Source organism: Stenotrophomonas africana (assembly GCF_013004645.1).
Lineage (GTDB): Bacteria > Pseudomonadota > Gammaproteobacteria > Xanthomonadales > Xanthomonadaceae > Stenotrophomonas > Stenotrophomonas africana.
On sequence record NZ_JABEME010000001.1, the window covers coordinates 1 to 22747 of the forward strand.

General features: G+C 66.2%; 25 protein-coding genes. 6 read left to right on the forward strand and 19 right to left on the reverse strand.

Annotation, left to right across the window (positions count from 1 at the left end):
* Positions 1 to 514: 514 nt before the first annotated feature.
* The 3 genes from HLA98_RS00005 to rlmE form a co-directional block, all read right to left on the reverse strand.
* On the reverse strand, positions 515 to 700 hold the full coding sequence (locus HLA98_RS00005) for a hypothetical protein (protein WP_021202558.1): 186 nt from the start codon (positions 698 to 700) through the stop codon (positions 515 to 517).
* A gap of 102 nt (positions 701 to 802) precedes the next feature.
* Complete coding sequence (gene ftsH, locus HLA98_RS00010; protein ID WP_010485966.1) at positions 803 to 2737, reverse strand: ATP-dependent zinc metalloprotease FtsH; 1935 nt, start codon at positions 2735 to 2737, stop codon at positions 803 to 805.
* 69 nt (positions 2738 to 2806) lie between these two features.
* Complete coding sequence (gene rlmE / locus HLA98_RS00015) at positions 2807 to 3439, reverse strand: 23S rRNA (uridine(2552)-2'-O)-methyltransferase RlmE (RefSeq protein ID WP_005409014.1); 633 nt, start codon at positions 3437 to 3439, stop codon at positions 2807 to 2809.
* 65 nt (positions 3440 to 3504) lie between these two features.
* Here rlmE and yhbY point away from each other — a divergent pair, with 65 nt between their 5' ends.
* Both yhbY and HLA98_RS00025 read left to right on the forward strand, forming a co-directional pair.
* Positions 3505 to 3810: a ribosome assembly RNA-binding protein YhbY gene (yhbY, locus tag HLA98_RS00020; RefSeq protein ID WP_004152868.1), complete on the forward strand. Its 306-nt coding sequence runs from the start codon at positions 3505 to 3507 to the stop codon at positions 3808 to 3810.
* A gap of 13 nt (positions 3811 to 3823) precedes the next feature.
* Positions 3824 to 4198: an Mth938-like domain-containing protein gene (locus HLA98_RS00025; protein ID WP_005412930.1), complete on the forward strand. Its 375-nt coding sequence runs from the start codon at positions 3824 to 3826 to the stop codon at positions 4196 to 4198.
* Positions 4199 to 4519: 321 nt separating this feature from the next.
* Here HLA98_RS00025 and HLA98_RS00030 read toward each other — a convergent pair whose 3' ends face one another.
* Genes HLA98_RS00030 through surE form a run of 4 tightly spaced genes read right to left on the reverse strand, consistent with a single transcriptional unit; the run spans position 4520 to position 7388 of the window.
* Entirely contained in the window at positions 4520 to 5305 is a 786-nt protein-coding gene (locus tag HLA98_RS00030; protein WP_057499490.1) for a peptidoglycan DD-metalloendopeptidase family protein, read from the reverse strand.
* Entirely contained in the window at positions 5302 to 5916 is a 615-nt protein-coding gene (locus tag HLA98_RS00035) for a YqaA family protein (protein WP_005409010.1), read from the reverse strand. The genes HLA98_RS00030 and HLA98_RS00035 overlap by 4 nt, the downstream gene beginning before the upstream one ends.
* A gap of 18 nt (positions 5917 to 5934) precedes the next feature.
* Complete coding sequence (locus HLA98_RS00040) at positions 5935 to 6612, reverse strand: protein-L-isoaspartate(D-aspartate) O-methyltransferase (RefSeq protein WP_010485977.1); 678 nt, start codon at positions 6610 to 6612, stop codon at positions 5935 to 5937.
* Positions 6609 to 7388 carry a 5'/3'-nucleotidase SurE gene (gene surE / locus HLA98_RS00045; RefSeq protein ID WP_025878905.1) on the reverse strand — a complete coding sequence of 260 codons (780 nt, stop codon included), beginning with the start codon at positions 7386 to 7388 and terminating at the stop codon, positions 6609 to 6611. Before surE ends, HLA98_RS00040 begins: the two co-directional genes overlap by 4 nt.
* A 209-nt stretch (positions 7389 to 7597) precedes the next feature.
* Between surE and HLA98_RS00050 the strand changes: the two genes are divergently transcribed.
* Positions 7598 to 8137, forward strand: coding sequence for a Smr/MutS family protein (locus HLA98_RS00050; protein WP_049447759.1), 540 nt, complete (start codon positions 7598 to 7600; stop codon positions 8135 to 8137).
* Positions 8138 to 8206: 69 nt separating this feature from the next.
* Here the strand turns inward: HLA98_RS00050 and truD are convergent, their stop codons facing one another.
* From truD to HLA98_RS00100, 10 genes are all read right to left on the reverse strand, one after another.
* A complete protein-coding gene (truD, locus tag HLA98_RS00055) occupies positions 8207 to 9238 on the reverse strand; it encodes a tRNA pseudouridine(13) synthase TruD (protein WP_057499491.1) in 1032 nt (343 codons plus the stop codon).
* Entirely contained in the window at positions 9235 to 9732 is a 498-nt protein-coding gene (gene ispF, locus HLA98_RS00060; protein WP_005409005.1) for a 2-C-methyl-D-erythritol 2,4-cyclodiphosphate synthase, read from the reverse strand. Before ispF ends, truD begins: the two co-directional genes overlap by 4 nt.
* Positions 9733 to 9766: 34 nt before the next feature.
* On the reverse strand, positions 9767 to 10465 hold the full coding sequence (gene ispD / locus HLA98_RS00065; protein WP_057499492.1) for a 2-C-methyl-D-erythritol 4-phosphate cytidylyltransferase: 699 nt from the start codon (positions 10463 to 10465) through the stop codon (positions 9767 to 9769).
* Positions 10462 to 10815: a cell division protein FtsB gene (ftsB, locus tag HLA98_RS00070; RefSeq protein WP_049447762.1), complete on the reverse strand. Its 354-nt coding sequence runs from the start codon at positions 10813 to 10815 to the stop codon at positions 10462 to 10464. Before ftsB ends, ispD begins: the two co-directional genes overlap by 4 nt.
* 4 nt (positions 10816 to 10819) lie before the next feature.
* On the reverse strand, positions 10820 to 12112 hold the full coding sequence (eno, locus tag HLA98_RS00075; protein WP_057499493.1) for a phosphopyruvate hydratase: 1293 nt from the start codon (positions 12110 to 12112) through the stop codon (positions 10820 to 10822).
* 96 nt (positions 12113 to 12208) lie between these two features.
* On the reverse strand, positions 12209 to 12538 hold the full coding sequence (locus tag HLA98_RS00080; protein WP_057499494.1) for a hypothetical protein: 330 nt from the start codon (positions 12536 to 12538) through the stop codon (positions 12209 to 12211).
* Complete coding sequence (locus tag HLA98_RS00085) at positions 12538 to 12885, reverse strand: hypothetical protein (RefSeq protein WP_057499495.1); 348 nt, start codon at positions 12883 to 12885, stop codon at positions 12538 to 12540. Before HLA98_RS00085 ends, HLA98_RS00080 begins: the two co-directional genes overlap by 1 nt.
* Positions 12882 to 13712, reverse strand: a complete 831-nt coding sequence (kdsA, locus tag HLA98_RS00090) for a 3-deoxy-8-phosphooctulonate synthase (RefSeq protein WP_014036736.1) — start codon at positions 13710 to 13712, stop codon at positions 12882 to 12884. The genes HLA98_RS00085 and kdsA overlap by 4 nt, the downstream gene beginning before the upstream one ends.
* Positions 13713 to 13801: 89 nt before the next feature.
* On the reverse strand, positions 13802 to 15466 hold the full coding sequence (pyrG, locus tag HLA98_RS00095; protein ID WP_014036735.1) for a CTP synthase: 1665 nt from the start codon (positions 15464 to 15466) through the stop codon (positions 13802 to 13804).
* 400 nt (positions 15467 to 15866) lie between these two features.
* Positions 15867 to 16100: a hypothetical protein gene (locus HLA98_RS00100; protein ID WP_014036734.1), complete on the reverse strand. Its 234-nt coding sequence runs from the start codon at positions 16098 to 16100 to the stop codon at positions 15867 to 15869.
* Positions 16101 to 16272: 172 nt separating this feature from the next.
* Here HLA98_RS00100 and parE point away from each other — a divergent pair, with 172 nt between their 5' ends.
* The 3 genes from parE to HLA98_RS00115 all read left to right on the forward strand — a co-directional run bounded on the left by parE (position 16273) and on the right by HLA98_RS00115 (position 20496).
* Positions 16273 to 18162, forward strand: a complete 1890-nt coding sequence (gene parE, locus HLA98_RS00105; protein WP_049447768.1) for a DNA topoisomerase IV subunit B — start codon at positions 16273 to 16275, stop codon at positions 18160 to 18162.
* 152 nt (positions 18163 to 18314) lie between these two features.
* Positions 18315 to 18890: a GNAT family N-acetyltransferase gene (locus tag HLA98_RS00110; RefSeq protein ID WP_057499501.1), complete on the forward strand. Its 576-nt coding sequence runs from the start codon at positions 18315 to 18317 to the stop codon at positions 18888 to 18890.
* Positions 18891 to 18999: 109 nt separating this feature from the next.
* Positions 19000 to 20496, forward strand: coding sequence for a S10 family peptidase (locus HLA98_RS00115; RefSeq protein WP_057499496.1), 1497 nt, complete (start codon positions 19000 to 19002; stop codon positions 20494 to 20496).
* Between the two features lie 260 nt (positions 20497 to 20756).
* On the opposite strand, the gene HLA98_RS00120 is transcribed toward HLA98_RS00115, so the two are convergent.
* Together HLA98_RS00120 and HLA98_RS00125 are read right to left on the reverse strand one after the other, a co-directional pair.
* Positions 20757 to 21878, reverse strand: coding sequence for an inorganic phosphate transporter (locus HLA98_RS00120; RefSeq protein WP_057499497.1), 1122 nt, complete (start codon positions 21876 to 21878; stop codon positions 20757 to 20759).
* A gap of 13 nt (positions 21879 to 21891) precedes the next feature.
* Entirely contained in the window at positions 21892 to 22518 is a 627-nt protein-coding gene (locus HLA98_RS00125) for a DUF47 domain-containing protein (protein WP_004152833.1), read from the reverse strand.
* Positions 22519 to 22747 lie beyond the last annotated feature (229 nt).

The window sequence follows — 22747 nt, forward strand, 5'->3', positions numbered from 1 at the left end:
TAAGCTCGGTCGCCGCATCCATGCGGCTCACGCCCCCGCAACCGGACCCACCCCGCCTTCGACAGATTTCCGCGATCTGTCGGGCCTTGTTTTCTGTAGAGCCGAGCCATGCTCGGCTCAGATCTCCCGGATATCGAGATGTTCGATTTAGATGGAGATTCATCCACGCATGGCGTGGATCTACGTGTCGACCAAGGTCGACACCTACCAACAGCGACCGGAATCTGTCAGAGGTGGGGTGGTGTCGGAGTGCGGGGTGTCAGCCGCATGGGCCCGAGGCATGCCTCGGGCGGGTTGGGCTGGATGCCCAACCCCGGTCTTGCCGTGTGCGCAGGACAGCGCACACGAGCAAGCGGCTGCCAAGCCTACACGGACGTACTTGCGGCGTCCCCGCGCTCCGACACCGCCCCGCCAAACCACGGAATGTTGCTGTTGCTGTTGCTGTTGCTGCTGAGGTTGCCGGCCAGCGGCCGGCACTACCACGGGTGCAGGGCGCAGCCCTGCCGACACCCCCTCACCGGCGGCGGCGCTTGCGGTCCACGTACAGGGTCCTGGCAATGCTCAGCACGATGCCGACACCGATACCCACCACGCAGCCCAGCAGCAGGTTGTCGGCCCCCAGGCCCACACCCACGCCGACCACGGTGGCGATGACCATTTCGGCAGTGTGGGAAATCGGTTCGGGCTTCGGGGCGGACATGCGGGCTCCAGCGTCAGTTCGGTTCTTCGGGATGGGCCAGTGGCCCGGAAACGACGAAGCCGGGTTGCCCCGGCCTCGTCTGGTGTCACGTGCAGCGGGCCGTCAGTGCGATTCGGCCGGGCCCGCGATCGGCGGCAGCGGACGGGCGTCGCCGCCCTTGTCGTTGCCACCATCCTTGTTGGACTTGTTCCAGCCGGCCGGCGGCGGCGGATCGCGGCCTTCCATGATGGCGTCGATCTGCGGCGCGTCGATGGTTTCGTACTGCAGCAGCAGCTGGGACATCGCGTGCAGCTTGTCCAGGTTGGCGGTCATCAGCTCGGTGGTGCGTGCGTATGCCTCGTCGAGGATGTTGCGCACTTCCTCGTCGATGCGGCGCGCAGTGTCGTTGGACACGCTCTTGTGCTGGGTGACCGAACGGCCCAGGAACACCTCGTCGTCCTCTTCGCCATACGCGATCGGGCCGAGCTGGTCGGACAGGCCCCACTTGGTGACCATGTTGCGGGCCATCTTGGTGGCACGTTCGATGTCGTTGGAGGCACCGGTGGTGACCTTGTCGGCACCGAAGATCAGCTCCTCGGCCACGCGGCCACCGTACAGCGAGCACAGCTGCGACTTGATCGCCACGCGGTTCATCGAGTACTTGTCGCCTTCCGGCAGGTACATGGTCACACCCAGCGCGCGACCGCGCGGAATGATGGTGACCTTGTAGACCGGGTCATGCTCGGGCACCAGACGGCCGACGATGGCGTGACCGGCTTCGTGGTAGGCGGTGAGGGTCTTCTCTTCTTCGCTCATGGCCATCGAGCGGCGCTCGGCACCCATCAGGATCTTGTCGCGGGCACGGTCGAAGTGGTCCATGCGGACTTCCTTCTCGTTGCCACGCGCGGCGAACAGGGCGGCCTCGTTGCAGAGGTTGGCCAGGTCGGCACCGGAGAAGCCCGGAGTACCACGCGCGATCACCATCGGCTCGACGTCGTCGGCCAGCGGCAGCTTGCGCATGTGGACCTTCAGGATGTGCTCGCGGCCCTTCACGTCCGGCAGGCCGACCACGACCTGGCGGTCGAAGCGGCCCGGACGCAGCAGTGCCGGGTCCAGCACGTCAGGACGGTTGGTCGCGGCGATCACGATCACGCCTTCGCCGCCTTCAAAACCGTCCATCTCGACCAGCAGCTGGTTCAGGGTCTGCTCGCGCTCGTCGTGACCGCCGCCCAGGCCGGCACCACGGTGGCGACCGACGGCGTCGATTTCGTCGATGAAGATGATGCACGGCGCGTGCTTCTTGGCCTGCTCGAACATGTCGCGTACGCGGCTGGCGCCGACGCCAACGAACATTTCCACGAAGTCCGAACCGGAGATCGAGAAGAACGGCACCTTGGCCTCGCCGGCGATGGCCTTGGCCAGCAGCGTCTTGCCGGTACCGGGCGGGCCCACCATCAGCACGCCGCGCGGAATCTTGCCGCCCAGCTTGGTGAACTTGGACGGGTCGCGCAGGAAGTCGACCAGTTCGCCCACTTCTTCCTTGGCCTCGTCGCAGCCGGCGACGTCGGCGAAGGTGACCTTGATCTGGTCTTCGCCCTGCAGCTTGGCGCGCGACTTGCCGAAGGACATTGCGCCCTTGGCACCGCCGCCACCGCCCTGCATCTGGCGCATGATGAACAACCAGAAGCCGATGATCAGGATGACCGGCAGGAAATTCATCAGGATCGCGCCGAGGGAAATGCCGCTGGACGGCTCCTCCTGCACGATCTCCACGTTCTTGGTACGCAGCACGTTGATCAGGTCACGATCGAACGGCGCGGTGATGGTGGACGACTGCCCACCGCGGGTGGTGTAGGTCAGCTGGCTGGTGCCGCCGCGCATGTCGCCGCCAAAGGCGACCTTCTGCACGTTGCCGCTGTCCACCTGGTCCAGGAACTGCGAGTACGACGCGCCCTGCGCGCCGGCCCCGGAGGACTTCGGCGAGAAGCTCTGGAAGACCACCATCAGCACGACGGCGACGACCACCCATAGCAGGAGGTTCTTGGTCAAGTCGTTCATCCTCATTGGCTCCGGTGTTCCTCTCAGTGCTGGCGTTGCGTTGGGGTCGAACTTGCGTACGTTGCGAGCTTACTTCATGTGGGCGCGTTTTCCCTGACCCAAGGCATACACCTCGGGAGAGCGCTTGCGCGAGGCTTCCGGCTTGCGGATGGAGACCTTGTCGTACCGGCGGCGCATGTCACGCACGTAGTCGTCAAAGCCTTCGCCCTGGAACAGCTTGATCAGGAACGCCCCACCGGTCTTCAGGTGGTTGTCGGCAAAATCCAGGGCCAGCTCCGCCAGGTGCATCATCCGCGGCTGGTCGACCGCGCCTACACCACTCTTATTGGGGGCCATGTCCGACAGCACAAGGTCTACCGGCTGATCCCCGAGCATGGCTTCAAACTGCGATAGAACGGCTTCTTCCCTGAAGTCACCATGAAGGAACTCCACGCCGGCCAGCGGCGGCATGTCCAGGATGTCCAGCGCCAGCACGCGACCGGTGTCGCCGATCTGTCTCCGCACCTGCTGAGACCAGCCGCCCGGGGCGGCGCCCAAGTCGACCACCACCATGTGCGGCTTCAGCAACCGGTCACGTTCCAGCAGCTCTTCGAGCTTGTAGGCGGCGCGCGAGCGCATGCCTTCGGCCTGGGCCTTCTTCACGAAGGGGTCGGAGAAGTGTTCCTTGAGCCAGCGCTGGCTGCTTTTGCTGCGGGTAGCCATTGAAAATAGGGGCTGATGGGGTCCTCATGATACCCTGATCGCCCCATTCAACCGTGTTTTCCTGCATGTCCATCGCCCTGACCGCCTCCCAGACCCGTTTCCTGCGCGGCCAAGCCCACGACCTGAAGGCCCTGCTGCAGACCGGCGGCAAGGGTGTGACCCCGGCCTTCATCGCTGAGCTGAACGAAGTGCTGGAGCGCCACGAGCTGGTCAAGGTGAAGGTCGCTGCCGAAGACCGCGACGCCCGTGACGTGATGATCGGCGAGATCGTCGAAGCCACCGAAAGCGCGCTGGTGCAGCGCATCGGCCACGTCGCCGTGCTGTACCGCCCGAGCAAGGAACAGCGCCAGATCGTGCTGCCGCGCGGCTGATCGCCCCACTGCCATGCAGCTGAACCACGAACCGCCGGATTACGCCTACAGCCTGCGTGCCGCCGATGGCCGCTCTGCCAAGGTGAATGACCAGGCGCTGGGCAGCAGCTTCTTCCTGACCCCGGACCAGCTGGTCACGCAATGGCCGGTGGTGAGCGCCACTGCGCTGCAGCTGGCTGACCTGGAGCCGATCCTGGCGCTGAACCCGGCGCTGATCGTGCTCGGTACCGGTGATCGCCAGGTGTTCCCGCCGGCGGTGGTGATGGCCGCCTGCCTGTCACGCGGCATCGGCCTGGAAGTGATGAACAACCCGGCCGCCGCGCGCACCTTCAACATCCTGGCGGGCGAAGGCCGCAAGGTTGCCGCCGCCTTCATTCTGGAAGGTTGAGGGCTGGAGCCGCCGGGCATGGCCCGGCGCTACCCTGGATCACACACCGCCTGTAGCGCCCGAGCTCATGCTCGGGCGTCGTCGTTTATCGGCGAAGAGCAGCCGAGCGTGGGCTCGGCTGTACAGGTGAAGCACGCCGGGCATGGCCCGTCGCTCCCCGATCCAACGGCGATCAGCGTGCCGGCAGGTACTGCTGCGGGTCGACCGGCTTGCCGTTGTAGCGGGTGAGCCGGCGGTGTTTGCGGCCCATGGGCCGCACCGTCGGCGAACGCCCGGCGCGCTGCGCCGGGCCGGGGATCCGCCCGGATTATGAATCGACGATCAGCGCGCCGGCAGGTACTGCTGCGGGTCGACCGGCTTGCCGTTGTAGCGGATCTCGAAGTGCACCATGTCGCGGTTCGCACCGGTACGGCCCATTTCGGCGATCTGCTCGCCAGCCTTCACGCTCTGCCCTTCATTCACCAGGCGCTTGCGGTTGTGGCCATAGGCCGACAACCACTGGTCGCTGTGCTTGATGATGATCAGCTCGCCGTAGCCGACCAGACCGGCACCGGAATACACCACCACGCCATTGGCGGTGGCCTTGACCGCCTGGCCGCTGGTGCCGGCGATGTCCACGCCCTGCTTGGTCGCGTCACCGGCCACGTAGCGACCAACGATGGCGCCGTCAGCCGGCCACCGCCAGGCGATGTTGCTCTTCACCGGTCCCACCGGCGCCGGGGCCGGTGTGGTGCTGCCGCCACTGCTGGCACCGGAACGCGGCGGGGTCACCACCGTGGTCGGCGCGCGGCCGGCGCTGGCACCGGCCGGATACAGCCGGATCACCTGCCCCGGATGGATGGTCGAGGGGTTGTCCAGGCTGTTCCAGGCGATCAGGTCGGCCGGGGTGATGTCATGGATGCGGGCCAGCGCATAGATGGTGTCGCCCTTGCGCACCACCACGGTCTGCCCGGGCTTCGGCACCGAGGTCTTCGGCGTGGTCACACCACCCGCTGTGCTGCCACCACCAGGACGAACCACAGTCGCGGTACCGCAGGCGGCCAGGGTGGAAACCAGCAACGCCAGCGCGCCGATGCGCACTCCTTTGCTCAGACGATCAGGACTCATGCGAACTTCGACCTCCATACAAGCCAGGCGATCAGCACCACCACCAACGCGGTGGCGATCCAGCCCAGCGGTTCAATCCAGCGACGCAGTGCCGCTTCAGCACGCGCACCACCGATACGGATGACCGCAGCCAGCACGAATACGCGCTTGCCGCGACCGATCAGCATGCTCAGCAGGTACTGCGGCATCGGCACGCCGACGATACCCGATGCCCACGTGAAGACCTTCATCGGGATGGGCATGAATCCGCCCAGCACCAGGAAGGTGAACACCGCCCACGGCGACTCGGCCATCTTCGCCTGCACGGTGGTGATGCCCTGCTCGATGGCCGGCAGCATGCCCAGTGCTTCGAACAACGGCTTGATCGCTTCGAAGGCGTAATGACCCAGTGCATAGCCAATCAGCGCGCCGACCATCGAGCCGGCCAGGCTGAGGGTGGCGAACCACCAGCCGCGCTTGGGCTGGGCCACGCACATCGGTGCCAGCATCACCTCCGGCATCACCGGGAAGATGATCGCCTCGAAGAAGCTCAACACCGTCAGGTAGGTCGGCGCGCGTTCGTGCGCCGCCCACTTCATCGCCCGCTCGTACAGCGGCCCGAAAATCTTCATGCAACCCTGCTCCGTGGATTAGTCGAGCATGCCAGACAGCAGCGGCACGAACGTGACCGGCGCCAACACGTGTTGTTCGATGCTGCCGTCGGCCTTGCGGTCCAGCTGTACCAGCGACTGCGCCCCTGGGCCACCGACCGGCGCCACCAGGCGGCCGCCCTCGGCGAGCTGCTCGATCAGGGCGTCGACCAGTGCCGGCGCCGCCGCAGTGACCACGATGGCATCGAACGGTCCGTGCTCGGCCCAGCCGACGCGGCCGTCGTCATGCTTGGTGCGGATGTTCATGCCCAGCGCACGGAAGCGCTTGCGCGCCTGGCGCAGCAGGTCACCGATGCGCTCCACGGTGTAGACCTCCAGGCCCAGCGCACCGAGGATGGCGGCCTGGTAACCGGATCCGGTGCCGACTTCCAGCACCCGCTTCGGCGCGACCTGGAGCACCGCCTCGGTCATCCGCGCGACCACCCAGGGTTGCGAGATGGTCTGGCCGTGACCGATCGGCAGCGCGGTGTCTTCATACGCACGCGAGGCCAGTGCCTCGTCGATGAACAGATGGCGCGGCACCACCCGGATCGCGTTCAAGGTCGGCTCGTCGACAATCCCGGCTTCGCGAAGGCGGTCGACCAGGCGGTCACGCACGCGCTGCGAGGTCATGCCGATACCGACGGCTTCCGGTTGCAGGCGCAGGCGTGGGCTCATGCTGGCCGGTCCAGCGCGGCACTGAGGCCGCCGACCCAGCTGGCCACCTTCTCCAGTGCCTGGTAACGGGTCAGGTCGACCTGGATCGGGGTGATCGAGATGTGGCCGGTGCGCACCGCATGGAAATCGGTGCCGGGGCCGGAGTCCTGCTCACGACCGGCCGGGCCGATCCAGTACACCTCGTTGCCGCGCGGATCCTTCTGCGCGATGCAACCTTCGGCGCGATGGCGGTTGCCCAGGCGGGTGACCTCGAAGCCCTTGACTTCGCTCCACGGCAGGTCAGGCACGTTGACGTTGAGGATGGTGTCAGCCGGCAACGGATCGGCCTTGAGCCGGGCGACGATCTCCACCGCGGCGCGCGCGGCGGTCTCGAAGTGCTTCGGATCATGGTTGCGGGTAACCAGCGAGACCGCCACCGCCGGCAGGCCGAGGAAGCGACCTTCCATCGCCGCCGAGACGGTGCCGGAATAGATCACGTCATCGCCGAGATTGGCGGCATTGTTGATGCCGGACACGACAATATCGGGTTCGAACTCGAGCAGCCCGGTCAGCGCCAGGTGCACGCAGTCGGTCGGGGTGCCGGCCACCGAGACGGTGTAATGGTCGATGCGCTTGAGGCGGATCGGCAGGTCGAGGGTCAGCGAATTGCTGGCGCCGGAACGATCGCGGTCGGGCGCGACCACCGTGACTTCGTGACCGGCCTCACGCAACACCGAAGCAAGCATCCGGATGCCTGCGGCGTCGACGCCATCGTCGTTACTGACCAGGATTCGCATCTTCGATTTAACCGCTTGATTTTCCAAGAATTCGATTCCATCACCGTGCAGTGTGGGCGGGACCGTCGTACTTCCCTGCGGAAGCCGTCGACCCTGCAAGGGCATCGTCTATTGTGCCGCATGCGAGCCGCCGGTCCTACCCTGCCGGCGGTCACGACCGACATCGAACCGTCATAGGCAGACCTGCGCCGGCGGTTTACCCTGTGCGCATGTCGCACCCTGAAGACGAAGACCCGGCCGCATTGTTCCGTGCGGCCATCGGCGAAGTGACGCCGCTGCGCAAGGATGCCGAGCCGGCACCGGCTGCGCCCCGGCCGAAGCCGCGCGCGCGCATGGCCGAACGTGACGAGGCCGAAGCCGCCGGCGAGTTCGCACGGCTGCTGCGCGACAGCACGCCACTGGAAGCCGGCGACGTGGCCAGCTATCGCCGCGACAACCTCCCACCTCGCATGTTCCAGCGGCTGAAGCGTGGCCAGTACTCGGTGCAGGACGAACTGGACCTGCACGGCGCCACCGCGTCGCAGGCGGAGACACTGCTGCGCCAGTTCCTGCTGGAAGCGCATGCACACGACTATGGCTGCGTGCGCATCATCCACGGCAAGGGATTGCAGTCCGATGGCGGTGCGCCGGTACTGAAGAACCTGGTCGACCGCCTGCTGCGGCTGCGCAACGACGTGCTGGCGTTCCATTCGGCGCCGACCGGGCAAGGCGGTACCGGCGCGATGCTGGTGCTGCTTGCACGTAGATGAAAAAGGGGACGGAGGGAATTAAGTCGTTTGTGCCACAAACGACTTAATTCCCTCCGTCCCCTTTTTCTGTCAGGCCTGCGAGGCGTCTTCGACCGGGCCGAGCTCGTGCAGCACGGCGGTGGCGTAGCAACCCGGTGGCAGCGCGAACGACAGCTCCAGCACGTCATCGGCCAACCAATGGTGCTGCAGCAGCGCCGGGCGCAGGCGCAGCGCGCGGCGCTCCTGCTTCAGGCGCGCGTCTTCCAGGCCGGCCCGCAGTGCCTTCGACTCTTCGTCGTCCAGCGCGGCCAGCTCCAGCTCGCGTGCCGCATCGGTGCTGCGCAGCTCGCCTTCGCCCCACAGCGGCGCGCTGGGATGGATGTCGAAACGCGCCAGGCGCTCGGCCAGGACATCGGTGTACGGCTCGGGTCCGAACACGCTGCGGCTGCCATCGAGCATCCACACTTCACCTTCAAGCGGCTGATCCCAGTTGCCCTGCTCCACGCGCGCGGCCAGCACGCGATTGAACAGCGCCGAGCGGGCAGCTGACAGCAGCAGCGAACGCTGGTCCTTGCGCATGCGGCGGCCACCGAACATCGCCAGTGCCGCCGGCACATTGCCGCCGTCGCGGCCAAAGCGCTGCTCGCCGAACCAGTTCGGCAAGCCGCGCTCGGCAATCTGCTGCAGGCGCTCGCTGATTGCTGCGGCATCGCCCTGCACTTCGCGCAGCACCAGCTTGAAGCGGTTGCCGGCCAATGCGCCACGCTGCAGCTTGCGGTTGTGCCAGGTGGCTTCGAGGACTTCGATCTCGTCACTGGCCAGCTCGGCCAGGTCCGGCGCGACGCGCTTGGGCAGGTGCACGCTGAAACGCTGGGTAGTGACCGCGTGGCGGTCTTTCATGCCGGCGTAGCTCACTGCCATTTCCGGCAGGCCCGCCCACTTGGCCAGTACCTTGGCCACATGCACGGTGTTGGCGCCGCGCTTGCGGATGTGCAGCAGCAGGTGCTCGCCTTCACCGGTGGCCTCGAAGGCCGGCAGCTCGTCAACCTGGAAATCGTCCGGCGTGGTGCGGATGCGCGCCGTCAACAACGGCGCACCAAACGCCAAGGGCAGCGGAATCATGCCGCCACCAGCAGCACAACGGCCTGTGCAGCGATGCCTTCGCCACGGCCGGTGAAGCCCAGCTTCTCCGAGGTGGTGGCCTTGACGCTGACCGCATCCAGCGGCAGCTGCAGCAACCCACCGATGCGCTCCCGCATGGCCAGCGCATGCGGGCCGACCTTCGGACGCTCGCAGATCACGGTGATGTCGGTGTTGCCGACGCGCCAGCCGCGCTCGCGCAGCAGGCTGTCGCAGTGGCGCACGAAATCGCTGCTGTCGGCGCCCTTCCAGCGGTCGTCACTCGGCGGGAAATGCTGGCCGATGTCACCCAGCGCCAGCGCGCCGAGCATCGCATCGCAGAGGGCGTGCAGGATCACGTCGCCATCGCTGTGCGCGAGCACGCCGCAGCTGTGCGGCACGTTCACGCCGCCGAGCATGATGTGATCGCCTTCACCGAAGGCATGGACGTCGTAGCCCTGGCCGATGCGGACGGGCGGGAACGGTGCGGTGCTCATGGATGCAACCCTTGCAGCAGGGCCGCGCGGACGGTCAGCCAGCGCGGCGGGAAAGTACGAATTCGAACCGGTCCAGATCGGCCGGGGTGGTGACCTTGAAGTTGTCCTCGCTGCCTTCCACCAGCAGCGGGCGTTGGCCCTGGCGCTCCATGGCCATGGCCTCGTCGGTGACTTCAACACCGGCGGCCGCGGCGTCGGACAGCGCGCGGCTGAGCTGGTGGCGGCGGAACAGCTGTGGGGTCAGTGCACGCCACAGGCGCTCGCGCGGCTCGGTGCCATCGATGCCACCGTCATCGCCAGCGCGCTTGAGTGTGTCACGCACCGGTGCGGCCAGGATCGCCCCGACCGGGTCGGTACGACCGACTTCAAGCAGGCGGCCGAGATCGGCCAGCGACAGGTTCGGCCGCGCCGCATCGTGGACCAGGACGAACTCATCGGCGCGCACCGAGTCCGGCAGCGCCTGCAGACCAGCCAGCACCGAAGCGGCACGGGTCGCGCCACCGATGCAGGTCAGCACCGGCTTGCCCGCCCACTCGTTCCAGCCTGGCCAGTCGGCGTCGTCCTGGCCGATCACCACCATCGCACCGGCCACGGCCGGGTGCGCCAGCAGTGCATCCAGGGTATGGGCGAGCAGGATCTGCCCACCTGCCTGCAGGTACTGCTTGGGCAGCGGCGCACCGAAGCGGGCACCACGGCCGGCGGCCGGAACCACCACCCAGATCGCCGCGCTCATGGCACGTCTGCCGGGTGTTCGCCGGCCTGGGCACTGACGCCAGCGGCAGGCTGCACCGGCTGGACCGGCGCATCCTCGACCACGCGGTAGAACTTCTCGCCGGGCTTGATCATGCCCAGCTCGCTGCGTGCGCGTTCCTCGATGGCGGACTGGCCTTCCTTGAGGTCCTTCACTTCGGCAGCCAGCGCATCGTTGCGCTGCTGCAGACCCTCATTGTCCCGCTCCTGGTTGGCGACCTGGGCTTCGAGCATCATCACTTCGCCCGAATTGCCCGGACCGAACCAGAAGCGGTACTGCAGCCAGCCCAGCAGCAGGGCCAGCACCAGCAGCATCCAGCGCCAGTCGCGCATCGGCTCAGCGCTTCAGCGAAACGAACGCGTCACGACCGGCGTAACGCGCGCCGGCGCCGAGGGCTTCCTCGATGCGCAGCAGCTGGTTGTACTTGGCCACGCGATCGCTGCGGCACAGCGAGCCGGTCTTGATCTGGGTGGCGGTGGTGGCCACTGCGATGTCGGCGATGGTGGTGTCTTCGGTTTCGCCCGAACGGTGCGAGACCACGGCGGCGTAGCCAGCGCGGTCTGCCATGGCGATCGCTTCCAGGGTTTCGCTCAGGGTGCCGATCTGGTTGACCTTGATCAGGATCGCGTTGGCGGTGCCCGAGTCGATGCCTTCCTGGAAGATCTTCGGGTTGGTCACGAACAGGTCGTCACCGACCAGCTGCACCTTCTTGCCGATGCGGTCGGTCAGCAGCTTCCAGCCAGCCCAGTCGTTCTCGGCCAGGCCGTCTTCAATCGTGATGATCGGGTACTGCGCGGCCCAGTCGGCGAGGAAGTCGACGAACTGCTCGGAGGTCAGGCGCTTGTTCTCGCCGACCAGGTTGTACTTGCCGTTCTCGAAGAATTCGCTGGAGGCCACGTCCAGGCCCAGCAGCACGTCTTCACCGGCGGTGTAGCCGGCCTTGCCGATCGCCTCGAGGATGGTGTCCAGCGCTTCAACGTTGCTGCGGAAGTCCGGCGCGAAGCCACCTTCGTCGCCCACCGCCGTGCTCAGGCCGTGGCCCTTCAGCACCGACTTCAGCGAATGGAAGATTTCGGTACCGGCACGCAGCGCTTCAGAGAACGAGGTGAAGCCGACCGGCAGCACCATGAACTCCTGGAAGTCCACGTTGTTGTCGGCATGCGCACCGCCGTTGATGATGTTCATCATCGGCACCGGCAGCGACGGGGTAACGCCGGTCTTGGCGGCCAGGTACTGCCACAGCGCCTGCTTGTTCGATACGGCGGCGGCGTGCGCGGCGGCCATCGAAACCCCCAGCAGCGCGTTGGCGCCCAGGCGGCCCTTGTTCTCGGTGCCATCAAGATCGATCAGGCGACGGTCGAGGCCGGCCTGGTCGGTGGCTTCAAAACCCTTCAGCGCGTTGGCGATGGTGGTGTTGACGTTATCGACGGCCTTGCGCACGCCCTTGCCCAGGTAACGGGTCTTGTCGCCATCACGCAGCTCGACCGCTTCCTTGGTGCCGGTCGAGGCGCCGGAGGGAACCGCGGCACGACCGAACGAACCGTCCTCCAGGATGACTTCGGCTTCCAGCGTGGGGTTGCCACGGCTGTCGAGGATTTCACGGGCGTGGATGCTGCGGATCGTACTCATGGTCGGGCCGGTTACCTGTCTGGAGAGGGGGCGACAAAACGAATGCCGCGTGATTATCCCCGGCTGCCCGCCACTTGCCAAATGGCGTGGGCAACCTCAGCCCCAGCTGGACCCGATCACGATCAGGGCCAGCGACACCAGCATCACCAGCAACACACCGGCCAACGCCGCCGCGACGGGACCACGGCTGCGACGCCAGGCCACCACCATCGCCATCAGGCTGCCGACGAAAGACAGACCCAGCGTAACCAGTGCGGCCAGAATCCAGTACTGCATGGCCTGTATGCCATGGTTGCCGTCACCCGGCGAGCCGAAGCTTGCAGCAAAGGCCAGCACACCCATCAGCACCGATGCCCAGGCAAGCACGGACAGCCCCAGCGCGACCAGACCCCACGGCCAGCCACGCGCTGATGAGGTCGTATTCATCAAAGAAATCCGTAGAACAGGGCGCCCAGCCACAGCGAGAGCAGGATGATCGCCAGGCCCGCGGCCACCTTGCCGCGATTCAGCCGCCAGGCCAGCACAGCGGCAGCGACGCATCCCACGGCACCGAGCAGCTCTGCCACCAGCAGCGCAATGAAGTACGCCCGCAGATCGAGTGCGCTGCTGCCATCACCGGGTGACCGCACGGACGCGGCGCCGATCAGCACCAGGCCGAACATGCCCACGGTGAACAGCACGGCCAGGCCCAGCGCGATCGGGCCCCACGGCCACTGTCTCCAGCGCCGGCGGTGGCGCTGGGTTTCCAGCGCCAGCCACGGGTCTCGACTCACGCGAAGCGCGAGAAGCCGTGCTTCTTGGTCACCGCATCGAGTTCCATCAGGGTCTCGAGCAGCGCTTCCATCTGGTCCAGCGGCCACGCGTTGGGTCCATCGGACAGGGCCTTGGACGGATCCGGATGGGTCTCGGCGAACAGGCCGGAGATGCCCACCGCCACCGCGGCACGGGCCAGCACCGGCACGTGCTCGCGCTGGCCACCGGAACTGGTGCCCTGCCCGCCCGGCAGCTGCACCGAATGGGTGGCGTCGAACACCACCGGGCAACCGGTATCGCGCATCACCGCCAGCGAACGCATGTCGCTGACAAGATTGTTGTAGCCGAAGCTGGCACCACGCTCGCAGACCATGATCTGCTCGTTGCCGGTGGCCTTGGCCTTCTCCACGACCGGCTTCATGTCCCACGGCGCCAGGAACTGGCCCTTCTTGATGTTGACCGGCTTGCCGGCCGAGCACACCTTGCGGATGAAGTCGGTCTGGCGGACCAGGAACGCCGGGGTCTGCAGCACGTCCACCACCGAGGCCACTTCGTCCATCGGGGTGTATTCGTGGACGTCGGTCAGCACCGGCACGCCGATCTGCTTCTTGACCTCGGCCAGGACCTTCAGGCCCTCTTCCATGCCCGGGCCACGGAACGCGGTGCCCGAAGTACGGTTGGCCTTGTCGAAGCTGGACTTGAAGATGAAGTTGACGCCGAGCTTATCGGTGACTTCCTTCAGCTTGCCGGCGGTATCGAGCTGCAGCTGCATCGACTCGATCACGCAGGGGCCGGCGATCAGGAACAGGGGCTGGTCCAGCCCGACCTCGAATCCACACAGTTTCATGGCGTTTCCTTGTTGTCCGCGGTACCGAACGGGCCGGTGCGCTGGGGGTTGAAGCGTGCAAGATGGGGGCCGACGGCCCCCATCACAAGTCAGGCGCGGGCTTCCTGCAGCAGCTTGCCGCCGGCCTTGCGCTCGCGTGCGGCGCGGATGAAACCGATGAACAGCGGATGGCCGTCACGCGGCGTGGACAGGAATTCCGGATGCGCCTGGCAGGCCAGGAACCACGGGTGCGCATCGCGCGGCAGTTCCACCACTTCCACCAGGGTGTCGTCCATCGACTTGCCGGCGATCACCAGGCCCGCATCTTCCAGCTGGGTGCGGTAGCGGTTGTTGAACTCGTAACGGTGGCGGTGGCGCTCGGCGACCACATCCTTGCCGTACAGCTCGCGGGCCAGCGTGCCCGGCTTCAGGCGCTGCTCCTGCAGGCCCAGGCGCATGGTGCCACCCAGGTCGCTCTTGTCGTCACGCTTCTCGACATCGCCGGTGGCGGTGCGCCATTCGGTGATCAGGCCGATCACCGGGTTCGGCGACTGGCGATCATTCTCGGTGCTGTTGGCGCCTTCCAGGCCGACCACGTTGCGCGCGTAGTCGACCACGGCCGCCTGCATGCCGTAGCAGATGCCGAAGTACGGCACGTGCTGCTCGCGGGCGAACTTCGAAGTCAGCACCTTGCCTTCGAAACCACGGTCACCGAAGCCACCCGGCACCAGGATGCCGTCGACATCGGCCAGCGCGGCCATGTCGGTGCCTTCCAGGTCCTGTGCTTCCAGCCACTTCAGGTTGACCTTGGTGCGCTGACGCAGGCCGCCATGCTTGAGTGCTTCACCGACCGACTTGTAGGCATCCTGGTGATCGACGTACTTGCCGACCACGGCGATGGTCACTTCGTCCAGCGGATGCAGGGTCGCGTCGACCGCGTCCTCCCACATCGACAGATCGACCGGACCGGCCTTGTCGGCCAGCTTCAGCTGGTTGACCACGATCTCGTCCAGGCCCTGTGCGTGCAGGCCCGACGGGATGCGGTACAGCACGTCCACGTCCGGCACGCTGATCACCGCGCGCTCGGAGACGTTGGTGAACTGGGCGATCTTGCGGCGCTCCGAATCCGGCACCGCCTGCTCGGAGCGGCACAGCAGCACGTCCGGCTGGATGCCGATCGAGCGCAGTTCCTTCACCGAATGCTGGGTCGGCTTGGTCTTCAGCTCACCAGCGGCGCCGATGTACGGCACCAGGGTGAGGTGCATGAACAGCGCCTTCTCCGGGCCACGCTCGGTGCGCACCTGGCGGATCGCTTCCAGGAACGGCAGCGACTCGATGTCGCCGACGGTACCGCCGATCTCGACCAGTGCCACGTCGTAGCCTTCGGTGGCTTCGTCGATGCAGCGGCGGATCTCGTCGGTGATGTGCGGAATGACCTGCACGGTCGCGCCCAGGTAGTCGCCGCGGCGCTCCTTGCGGATCACGTTCTCGTAGATGCGGCCGGTGGTGACCGAGTTCTTGCGGCTCAGGCGGGTGCGCACGAAGCGCTCGTAGTGGCCCAGGTCGAGGTCGGTCTCGGCGCCGTCGTCGGTGACGTAGACCTCACCGTGCTGGAACGGGCTCATGGTGCCCGGGTCGACGTTGATGTACGGGTCGAGCTTCATCATCGTGACCTTCAGGCCACGGGCTTCAAGAATGGCGGCCAGCGACGCGGCGGCAATGCCTTTGCCGAGCGAGGACACCACGCCGCCGGTTACGAAAATCAAGGGAGTCATGGCTGCAAGCATCCTGTCTGGAAATGGAAAACGGCAGCACCACGCGCGCCCGTAGGGCAGGCATGGTGCTCAGAGGGGGTTTTCCGGTTCGCTGGGACAGCGAGGGAGGTGCGGATCCGTGCGGCGGCAGGCGCCGGACGGGGACCATCGTGCGAGGTCGGGGTGGCCGTGCCGGTCAATTCGACCGTCACCTGCGACCCGCCATGCTGGAAGCCACGCTTGGCCGCTCCAGCCCATTCGCAAAGGGTGGACACGCACTTACTCCCGGAAAGCCATAGTTTACAGATTGATGGCCGCCAACCCAAGGGGCAGACGCCACGTTGCTAAAAAGAAACGCCCCGCAAAGCGGGGCGTTCCGGAGCGCAACCCTTGTCGCAAGGGCGCCTGGCAGGTAGCGGGATCAGCGCTTCTTGCGCGCTTCTTCCTCTTCTTCCTTCTGCGGGGCCGGCTGGCCCTGCGCCTTCATTTCGGCATTGGCCTGGGCACGGCGCTTGGCCTTGGCGTCCGCCTCGGCCTGCGCCTTGTCGGCCTGGTCGCCCTGCTGCGGGGCCGGCTGGCCGGCGTTCTGCGCCACCACCAGCGGCACTGCAACAGCGGCAGCGGCCAGGATCGCAATGGTCAGCAACTTCTTCATGAGGTCCTCCTCGCGGTATGGCTTGGATGTTTCGACCCAACGGGGGTCGCCGGCGTTCAGATTCCAGCGGCTGCCATTTTACCCCCTCTGCGTCGCCGAGACTGAACCGCAGGCGTGCAAAATCCCGTGCCAGACCCCACACTTGCCCGTCGCTCCAAGCTTTCGAAGACAGATGAACGCCCGCTATAACGCCGCCGATATTGAAGTCCTGTCCGGCCTTGACCCGGTCAAGCGCCGTCCCGGCATGTATACCGACACCGCGCGCCCGAACCACCTGGCGCAGGAAGTGATCGACAACTCGGTGGACGAGGCCCTCGCCGGCCACGCCCGCTCGATCGAGATCACCCTGTACAAGGACGGCAGCGTGGAGGTCAGCGATGACGGCCGCGGCATGCCGGTGGACATCCATCCGGAAGAGAAGATCCCGGGTGTCGAGCTGATCCTGACCCGCCTGCATGCCGGCGGCAAGTTCAGCAACAACAACTACACCTTCTCCGGCGGCCTGCACGGCGTCGGCGTCAGCGTGGTCAACGCGCTGTCGACCCTGGTGGAGGTGCACATCAAGCGCGAAGGCGCCGAACACCGCATCACCTTCCGCAATGGCGACCGCGCCACGCCGCTGGAAGTGGTCGGCAGCGTCGGCAAGAAGAACACCGGCACCCGCGTGCGCTTCTGGCCCGACCCGAAGTACTTCGACACGCCCAAGTTCGCGGTGCGCGCGCTCAAGCACCTGCTGCGCGCCAAGGCTGTGCTGTGCCCGGGCCTGACCGTGAAGCTGACGGATGAAGCCACCGGTGAAGTCGATACCTGGTACTACGAAGACGGTCTGCGCGATTACCTGAAGCTGGAACTGGGCGATCGCGAGATGCTGCCGGCCGAGCTGTTCGTCGGCAACCTGAAGAAGGACACCGAAATTGTTGACTGGGCCGTGGCCTGGCTGCCGGAAGGCGAGCTGGTGCAGGAAAGCTACGTCAACCTGATCCCCACTGCCCAGCACGGCACCCACGTCAACGGCCTGCGTACCGGCCTGACCGAGGCGCTGCGCGAGTTCTGCGACTTCCGCAACCTGCTGCCGCGCGGCGTCAAGCTGGCGCCGGAAGACGTATGGGACCGGGTGTCGTTCGTGCTGTCGCTGAAGATGACCGATCCGCAGTTCAGCGGCCAGACCAAGGAGCGCCTGTCCTCACGCCAGGCCGCCGGCTTCGTTGAAGGCGCCGCCCACGATGCCTTCAGCCTGCTGCTGAACCAGAACGTGGACCTGGGCGAGAAAATCGCGCAGATCGCCATCGAACGCGCCAGCGCGCGCCTGAAGACCGAAAAGCTGGTCGTCCGCAAGAAGGTCACCCAGGGCCCGGCCCTGCCTGGCAAGCTGGCCGACTGCATCAGCCAGGACCTGTCGCGTACCGAGCTGTTCCTGGTGGAAGGTGACTCGGCAGGTGGCAGCGCCAAGCAGGCGCGCGACAAGGATTTCCAGGCCATCATGCCGTTGCGCGGCAAGATCCTGAACACCTGGGAAGTCTCGTCCAACAGCGTGCTGGCCTCGGAGGAAGTGCACAACCTGGCCATCGCCATCGGTTGCGATCCCGGCAAGGACGACATCAGCGGCCTACGCTACGGCAAGGTCATCATCCTGGCCGACGCGGACTCGGACGGTCTGCACATCGCCACCCTGCTCACCGCTCTGTTCCTCAAGCACTTCCCGGCGCTGGTCGATGCCGGCCACGTGTTCGTGGCGATGCCGCCGCTGTTCCGCATCGACGTGGGCAAGCAGGTGTTCTACGCCCTGGACGAGGAAGAAAAGCGCTCGATGCTGGACAAGATCGAACGCGAGAAGATCAAGGGCGCGATCAACGTCACCCGCTTCAAGGGCCTGGGCGAGATGAATCCGCCACAGCTGCGCGAGTCGACCATCCACCCCGACACCCGCCGCCTGGTGCAGCTGACCGTGGACGATCGCGAGCAGACGAGCTCGCTGATGGACATGCTGCTGGCCAAGAAGCGTGCGTCCGACCGCAAGGGCTGGCTGGAGTCGAAGGGCGACCTGGCTTCGCTGGAAGTCTGATCCCGCAGCCCTCCTGTAGAGCCGAGCCCACGCTCGGCTGCATTTCGCGCCGTGCCGGGCAGCCGAGCATCGGCTCGGCTCTACAGAGATCACGCCCCCATCGGCAAACCCGGTGGCGCCATAATGCGCGTCCATCCGTGTGGACCATCGTATTGGCCAGCCACTCGCTACTGTTCCCGGGCCTGCCACTGCACAGCGCGCGCCTGGTCCTGAGCCCGATCCGCCGCGACGATGCAGCCGCCCTGTTCGCGATCCAGTCCGATCCGGACGTGATGCGGTTCTGGAACCACCCGGCGTGGACACGACCGGCCGAGTCGCGCGCGCAGATCGACGATGACCTGGCTGCACAGGCCACCGGCACCCAGCTCAAGCTGGCCGTGCGCGAAACGCTGGACGGCCCGTTACTGGGCATCTGCGTGGTGTTCGCGCTGGACCGCGATGCCGCACGTGCCGAGATCGGCTACCTGCTGGCCCCCGACAGGCAGGGCCGGGGCTACATGCACGAAGCGCTGCAGCACCTGCTGGACTACCTGTTCCAGACCCTGCACCTGCATCGCGTGGAAGCCGAGGTCGACCCGCGCAACCAGCCCTCGGCACGCGTGCTTGAACGGCTGGGCTTCCAACTGGAGGGCGTGCTGCGGCAGCGCTGGCGCATCCAGGGTGAACTGTCCGATTCGGCGGTATACGGTCTGCTGGCGGACGACGTGCGCACACCCCTGCCCGCTTGACCCAATCTGGCCAGTGGCGGCCTCGACCGGCGGGCATGCCTTTGGACACATACGGCATGCCCGCCACCGGCCTAGCATCGGAACCCCCTTCCGCTGCCGATCCGGTGACATGAAGTCCCTGCTGCACACTGCCGCGCTCTGCGTCGGCCTGCTCATCGCCCCTGCCAGCGTGCTGGCCGCGCCCGACGTCGACACCAAGGCCGATCCGAAAGACGACAAGACCGAAGCGCCTGCGCTGCCCGCCGATGCATCGGTCCGCCAGAGCATGCGCCTGGCCGGCCGCACCCTGGACTACACCGCCACCGTCGGCACCCTGCCGGTACGCGATGCCAAGGGCAAGGTGATCGCCGATGTGGTGTTCACCGCCTATACGATGCCGGGCAAGGACCGGCCGGTGACCTTTGCGCTCAATGGCGGTCCCGGGGCGTCGTCGGTCTATCTCAACATGGGCGCCATCGGGCCCAAGGTGGTCACCTTTGGTTCGGAGGGTGACAGCGCATCGGCGCCGGCCACCCTGCACGACAACCCGGGCACCTGGCTGGACTTCACCGACCTGGTGTTCATCGATCCGGTCGGCACCGGCTTCAGCCGCGCACGCATCGGCGATGACGAGGCGAAGAAGCAGTTGTACAACCCCAGTGCCGACATCGAGTACCTGTCGCGCTCGATCTACGACTGGCTGCTGCGCAACCAGCGCATGGGCGCGCGCAAGTACCTGACCGGTGAGAGCTATGGTGGCTACCGTGGCCCGCGCATCACCCACTTCCTGCAGACGCGTCTGGGCGTGGCGATGAACGGCCTGGTGCTGGTCTCGCCGTACCTGAGCCCGACCCTGGAAGACAACGCCGATGTCTCGCCGATGGCATGGATGCAGACACTGCCGTCGATCGCCGCCGCGCACCTGGAGCGCCAGGGCAAGCTGACCGATGCAGCGATGCGTGACGTGGTGGAGTACACCCGTGGCGACTACGCCACTGCGCTGATGAAGGGTCGCAGCGATCCGCAGACGACCGAGGCGATGCTGCGCCGGGTGACCGAGCTGACCGGGTTGGACCCGCAGTTCGTGCGCCGCGCCGGTGGCCGTCTTGAAACCCAGGCCTACCTGCGCGAAGTATTCCGCGACAAGGGCACGCTGGGCAGCCGCTACGACTCCAATGTGACCGCGTTCGATCCGTTCCCGAATGATCCGGAGCAGCGCGCCAATGACCCGCTGCTGGACAGCATCATTGCGCCGACCACCACGGCGATGGTCGACTTCGTGACGCGCGTGGTCGGCTGGAAAGTGGATGCGCGCTACCAGGCGCTGAACTACGACGTGAACCGGCTGTGGGACCGCAACGGCGAACTACGCCAGGGTGCGGTGACCCAGCTGCGCCAGGCAGTGGCGATCGACCCACATCTGCAGGTACTGATCGTGCACGGTTGGAATGACCTGTCATGCCCGTTCATGGGGTCGATCCTGACGGTGGACCAGATGCCGACGATGGGCAGCAATCCGGACCGGGTGCAGGTGCGGAGCTATCCGGGCGGGCACATGTTCTACAGCCGGGCCGACAGCCAGGCGGCGTTCCGGAAGGATGTGCAGGCGTTGTTCCAGCGCAATTGAGGGGTTCGGCCGGGCCTGCGGCCCGGCACCCGCTGGATCAAGGGCAACGGCAACTGCAAAAGCTGGCGTCCTGAGGGCTGGCGAGGTTCCCGCTGCTGCTGGTGGGTGCCGACCGTTGGTCGGCACGGGATCGGATCCCTGTTTCTGCTCTGGTAGGTGTCGACCTTGGTCGACACGATGTGTGCGGAAAAATTCTTTGCCCATGAAAAAAGCCCGCCGGTATCCGGCGGGCTTTTTCGTTTGCAACCTTGGCGTGGCGATCAGGTCCAGCCGAACAGCTCGAACAGCTTCAGGATCAGGTATGCGCAGCCGCCGGCTGCCGGGATGGTCAGGATCCAGGCCCAGACGATGCGTTCGATCACGCCGAACTTCAGCGAACGCGGATTCTTGGCGAAGCCGACGCCCATGATCGCGGTGGAGATGCTGTGCGTGGTCGAGACCGGCATGCCGAAGTGCGCGGCCAGGGTCAGGATGGTGGCCGAGCTGGTCTCCGCGGCGAAGCCGTGGATCGGGTGCAGCTTGACCATCTTGTGGCCCAGGGTCTTGATGATCTTCCAGCCGCCCGAAGCGGTACCGGCCGCCATCACCACCGCACAGGTCAGCACGATCCACATCGCGATGCCGTCACCGGCGTGCGCGTCCGGGTGCATGAAGGCCAGCCAGGACGGCAGGTCGTTCAATGCGCCGGTGGCTTCGGCACCGATCAGGGTCATGGCGATGATGCCCATGGTCTTCTGCGCATCGTTGTGGCCGTGGGCGAAGCCCATGTAGGCCGCCGAGGCGATCTGCGCCTTGCCGAAGAAGGCATTGACGATGCGCGGGCGGGCCAGGCGGCCGATGGCACCACCGATCTTGGCCAGGCCGGCGATCAGCGCCCACAGCAGCACCATCACCACGATGCCGAGCAGGAAGCCGGCGATCGGCGAGGTGATCATCGGCACGAACACCTTCCACAGCAGGCCCTTGTTCTGCGCCCAGCTGCCCAGGCGCTCGGACCAGATCAGGGCGTCCCAGTTGTTGTGGGCTGCGGCCAGGCCGGCGCCGCAGAGGCCACCGATCAGGGCGTGCGAGGACGAGGACGGCAGGCCCTTCCACCAGGTGATCAGGTTCCAGATGATGCCGCCCAGCAGGGCGCACAGGATCACCTGCGGGGTGACGTCGACCACGTTGGTGTTGAGCAGGCCCGACGCGATGGTCAGCGCTACCGCGGTACCGGTCAGTGCACCGAGGAGATTCATGAAGGCGGCCAGCATCACCGCCCAACCGGGCGAGAGCACCTTGGTCGCCACCACGGTGGCAATGGAGTTGGCGGTGTCGTGGAAGCCGTTGATGAACTCGAAGACGAGTGCGGCCAGGATCACCACCAGGACAAGGGTCAACATGCGGCGGCGTCCGTCAGCTGTTCTTCAACACGATCTGGTACGCCACCACGCCGGCCTCGCGGCAACGGTCGATGGCCTTTTCCAGGATCTCGAAGAATTCCTTCAGCAGGAACATCTGCAGGTTGTCCAGGCGGCCCGAATAGATGTCGCGGTACAGCTCGAGCATCAGGCGGTCGGCCTCGTTCTCCAGCGAGCGCAGCTTCTCGTTGAGCGCGGTCATCCGGTCCAGGTTCATGTGGCGCAGGTCGGCCACCATCTCCACCACCACGCCGGCGGCCTGTTCCAGCATCGCCGCGCGCGGCGCGAAGTCGATGTGCTCCAGGTGGGTCGTGGCCAGCGAATAACGATCGGCGAACTTCTCGATCTGCTTCGGAATCTTGTACAGCGCCGAGCCCAGCGCTTCGATGTCTTCGCGCTCGATCGGGGTCATGAAGCTGTCCACCAGCGCCTGGCTGATCTTGTCCGAGGCCGCGCGTTCGCGCAGGCGGGCCAGCTTGAAGGCGTCCAGCGCGGGCTGGCGATCGGCCTCGCGCAGCATGGAATGCAGCGCCTTGGCGGCGTCGGAAGCCGCGACGGCAGCCTCATCGAGCAGGGTGTAGAACTGTTTGCCGGAACCGAAAATGGTCTGCAGAGAGAACATTGAGAAACCTGTCAGCCGTCGCGGGAAGGACGGCACCAGACGGAATTATGACGGCTAGATGACCATCACGGGTATCCCCGACCTCTTTTGGGGCTCTGGAACCCCCAACCTGAACAGGCGGTTGCCACCCTGCCATGCCCCTTTGCTAAGATGCCAGCGCGCCTTCGGGCGCACCTTATGGACGACGACCCTTATCCCCCCGCGCCGCGCCGGACCCTGTTCCTGAGCG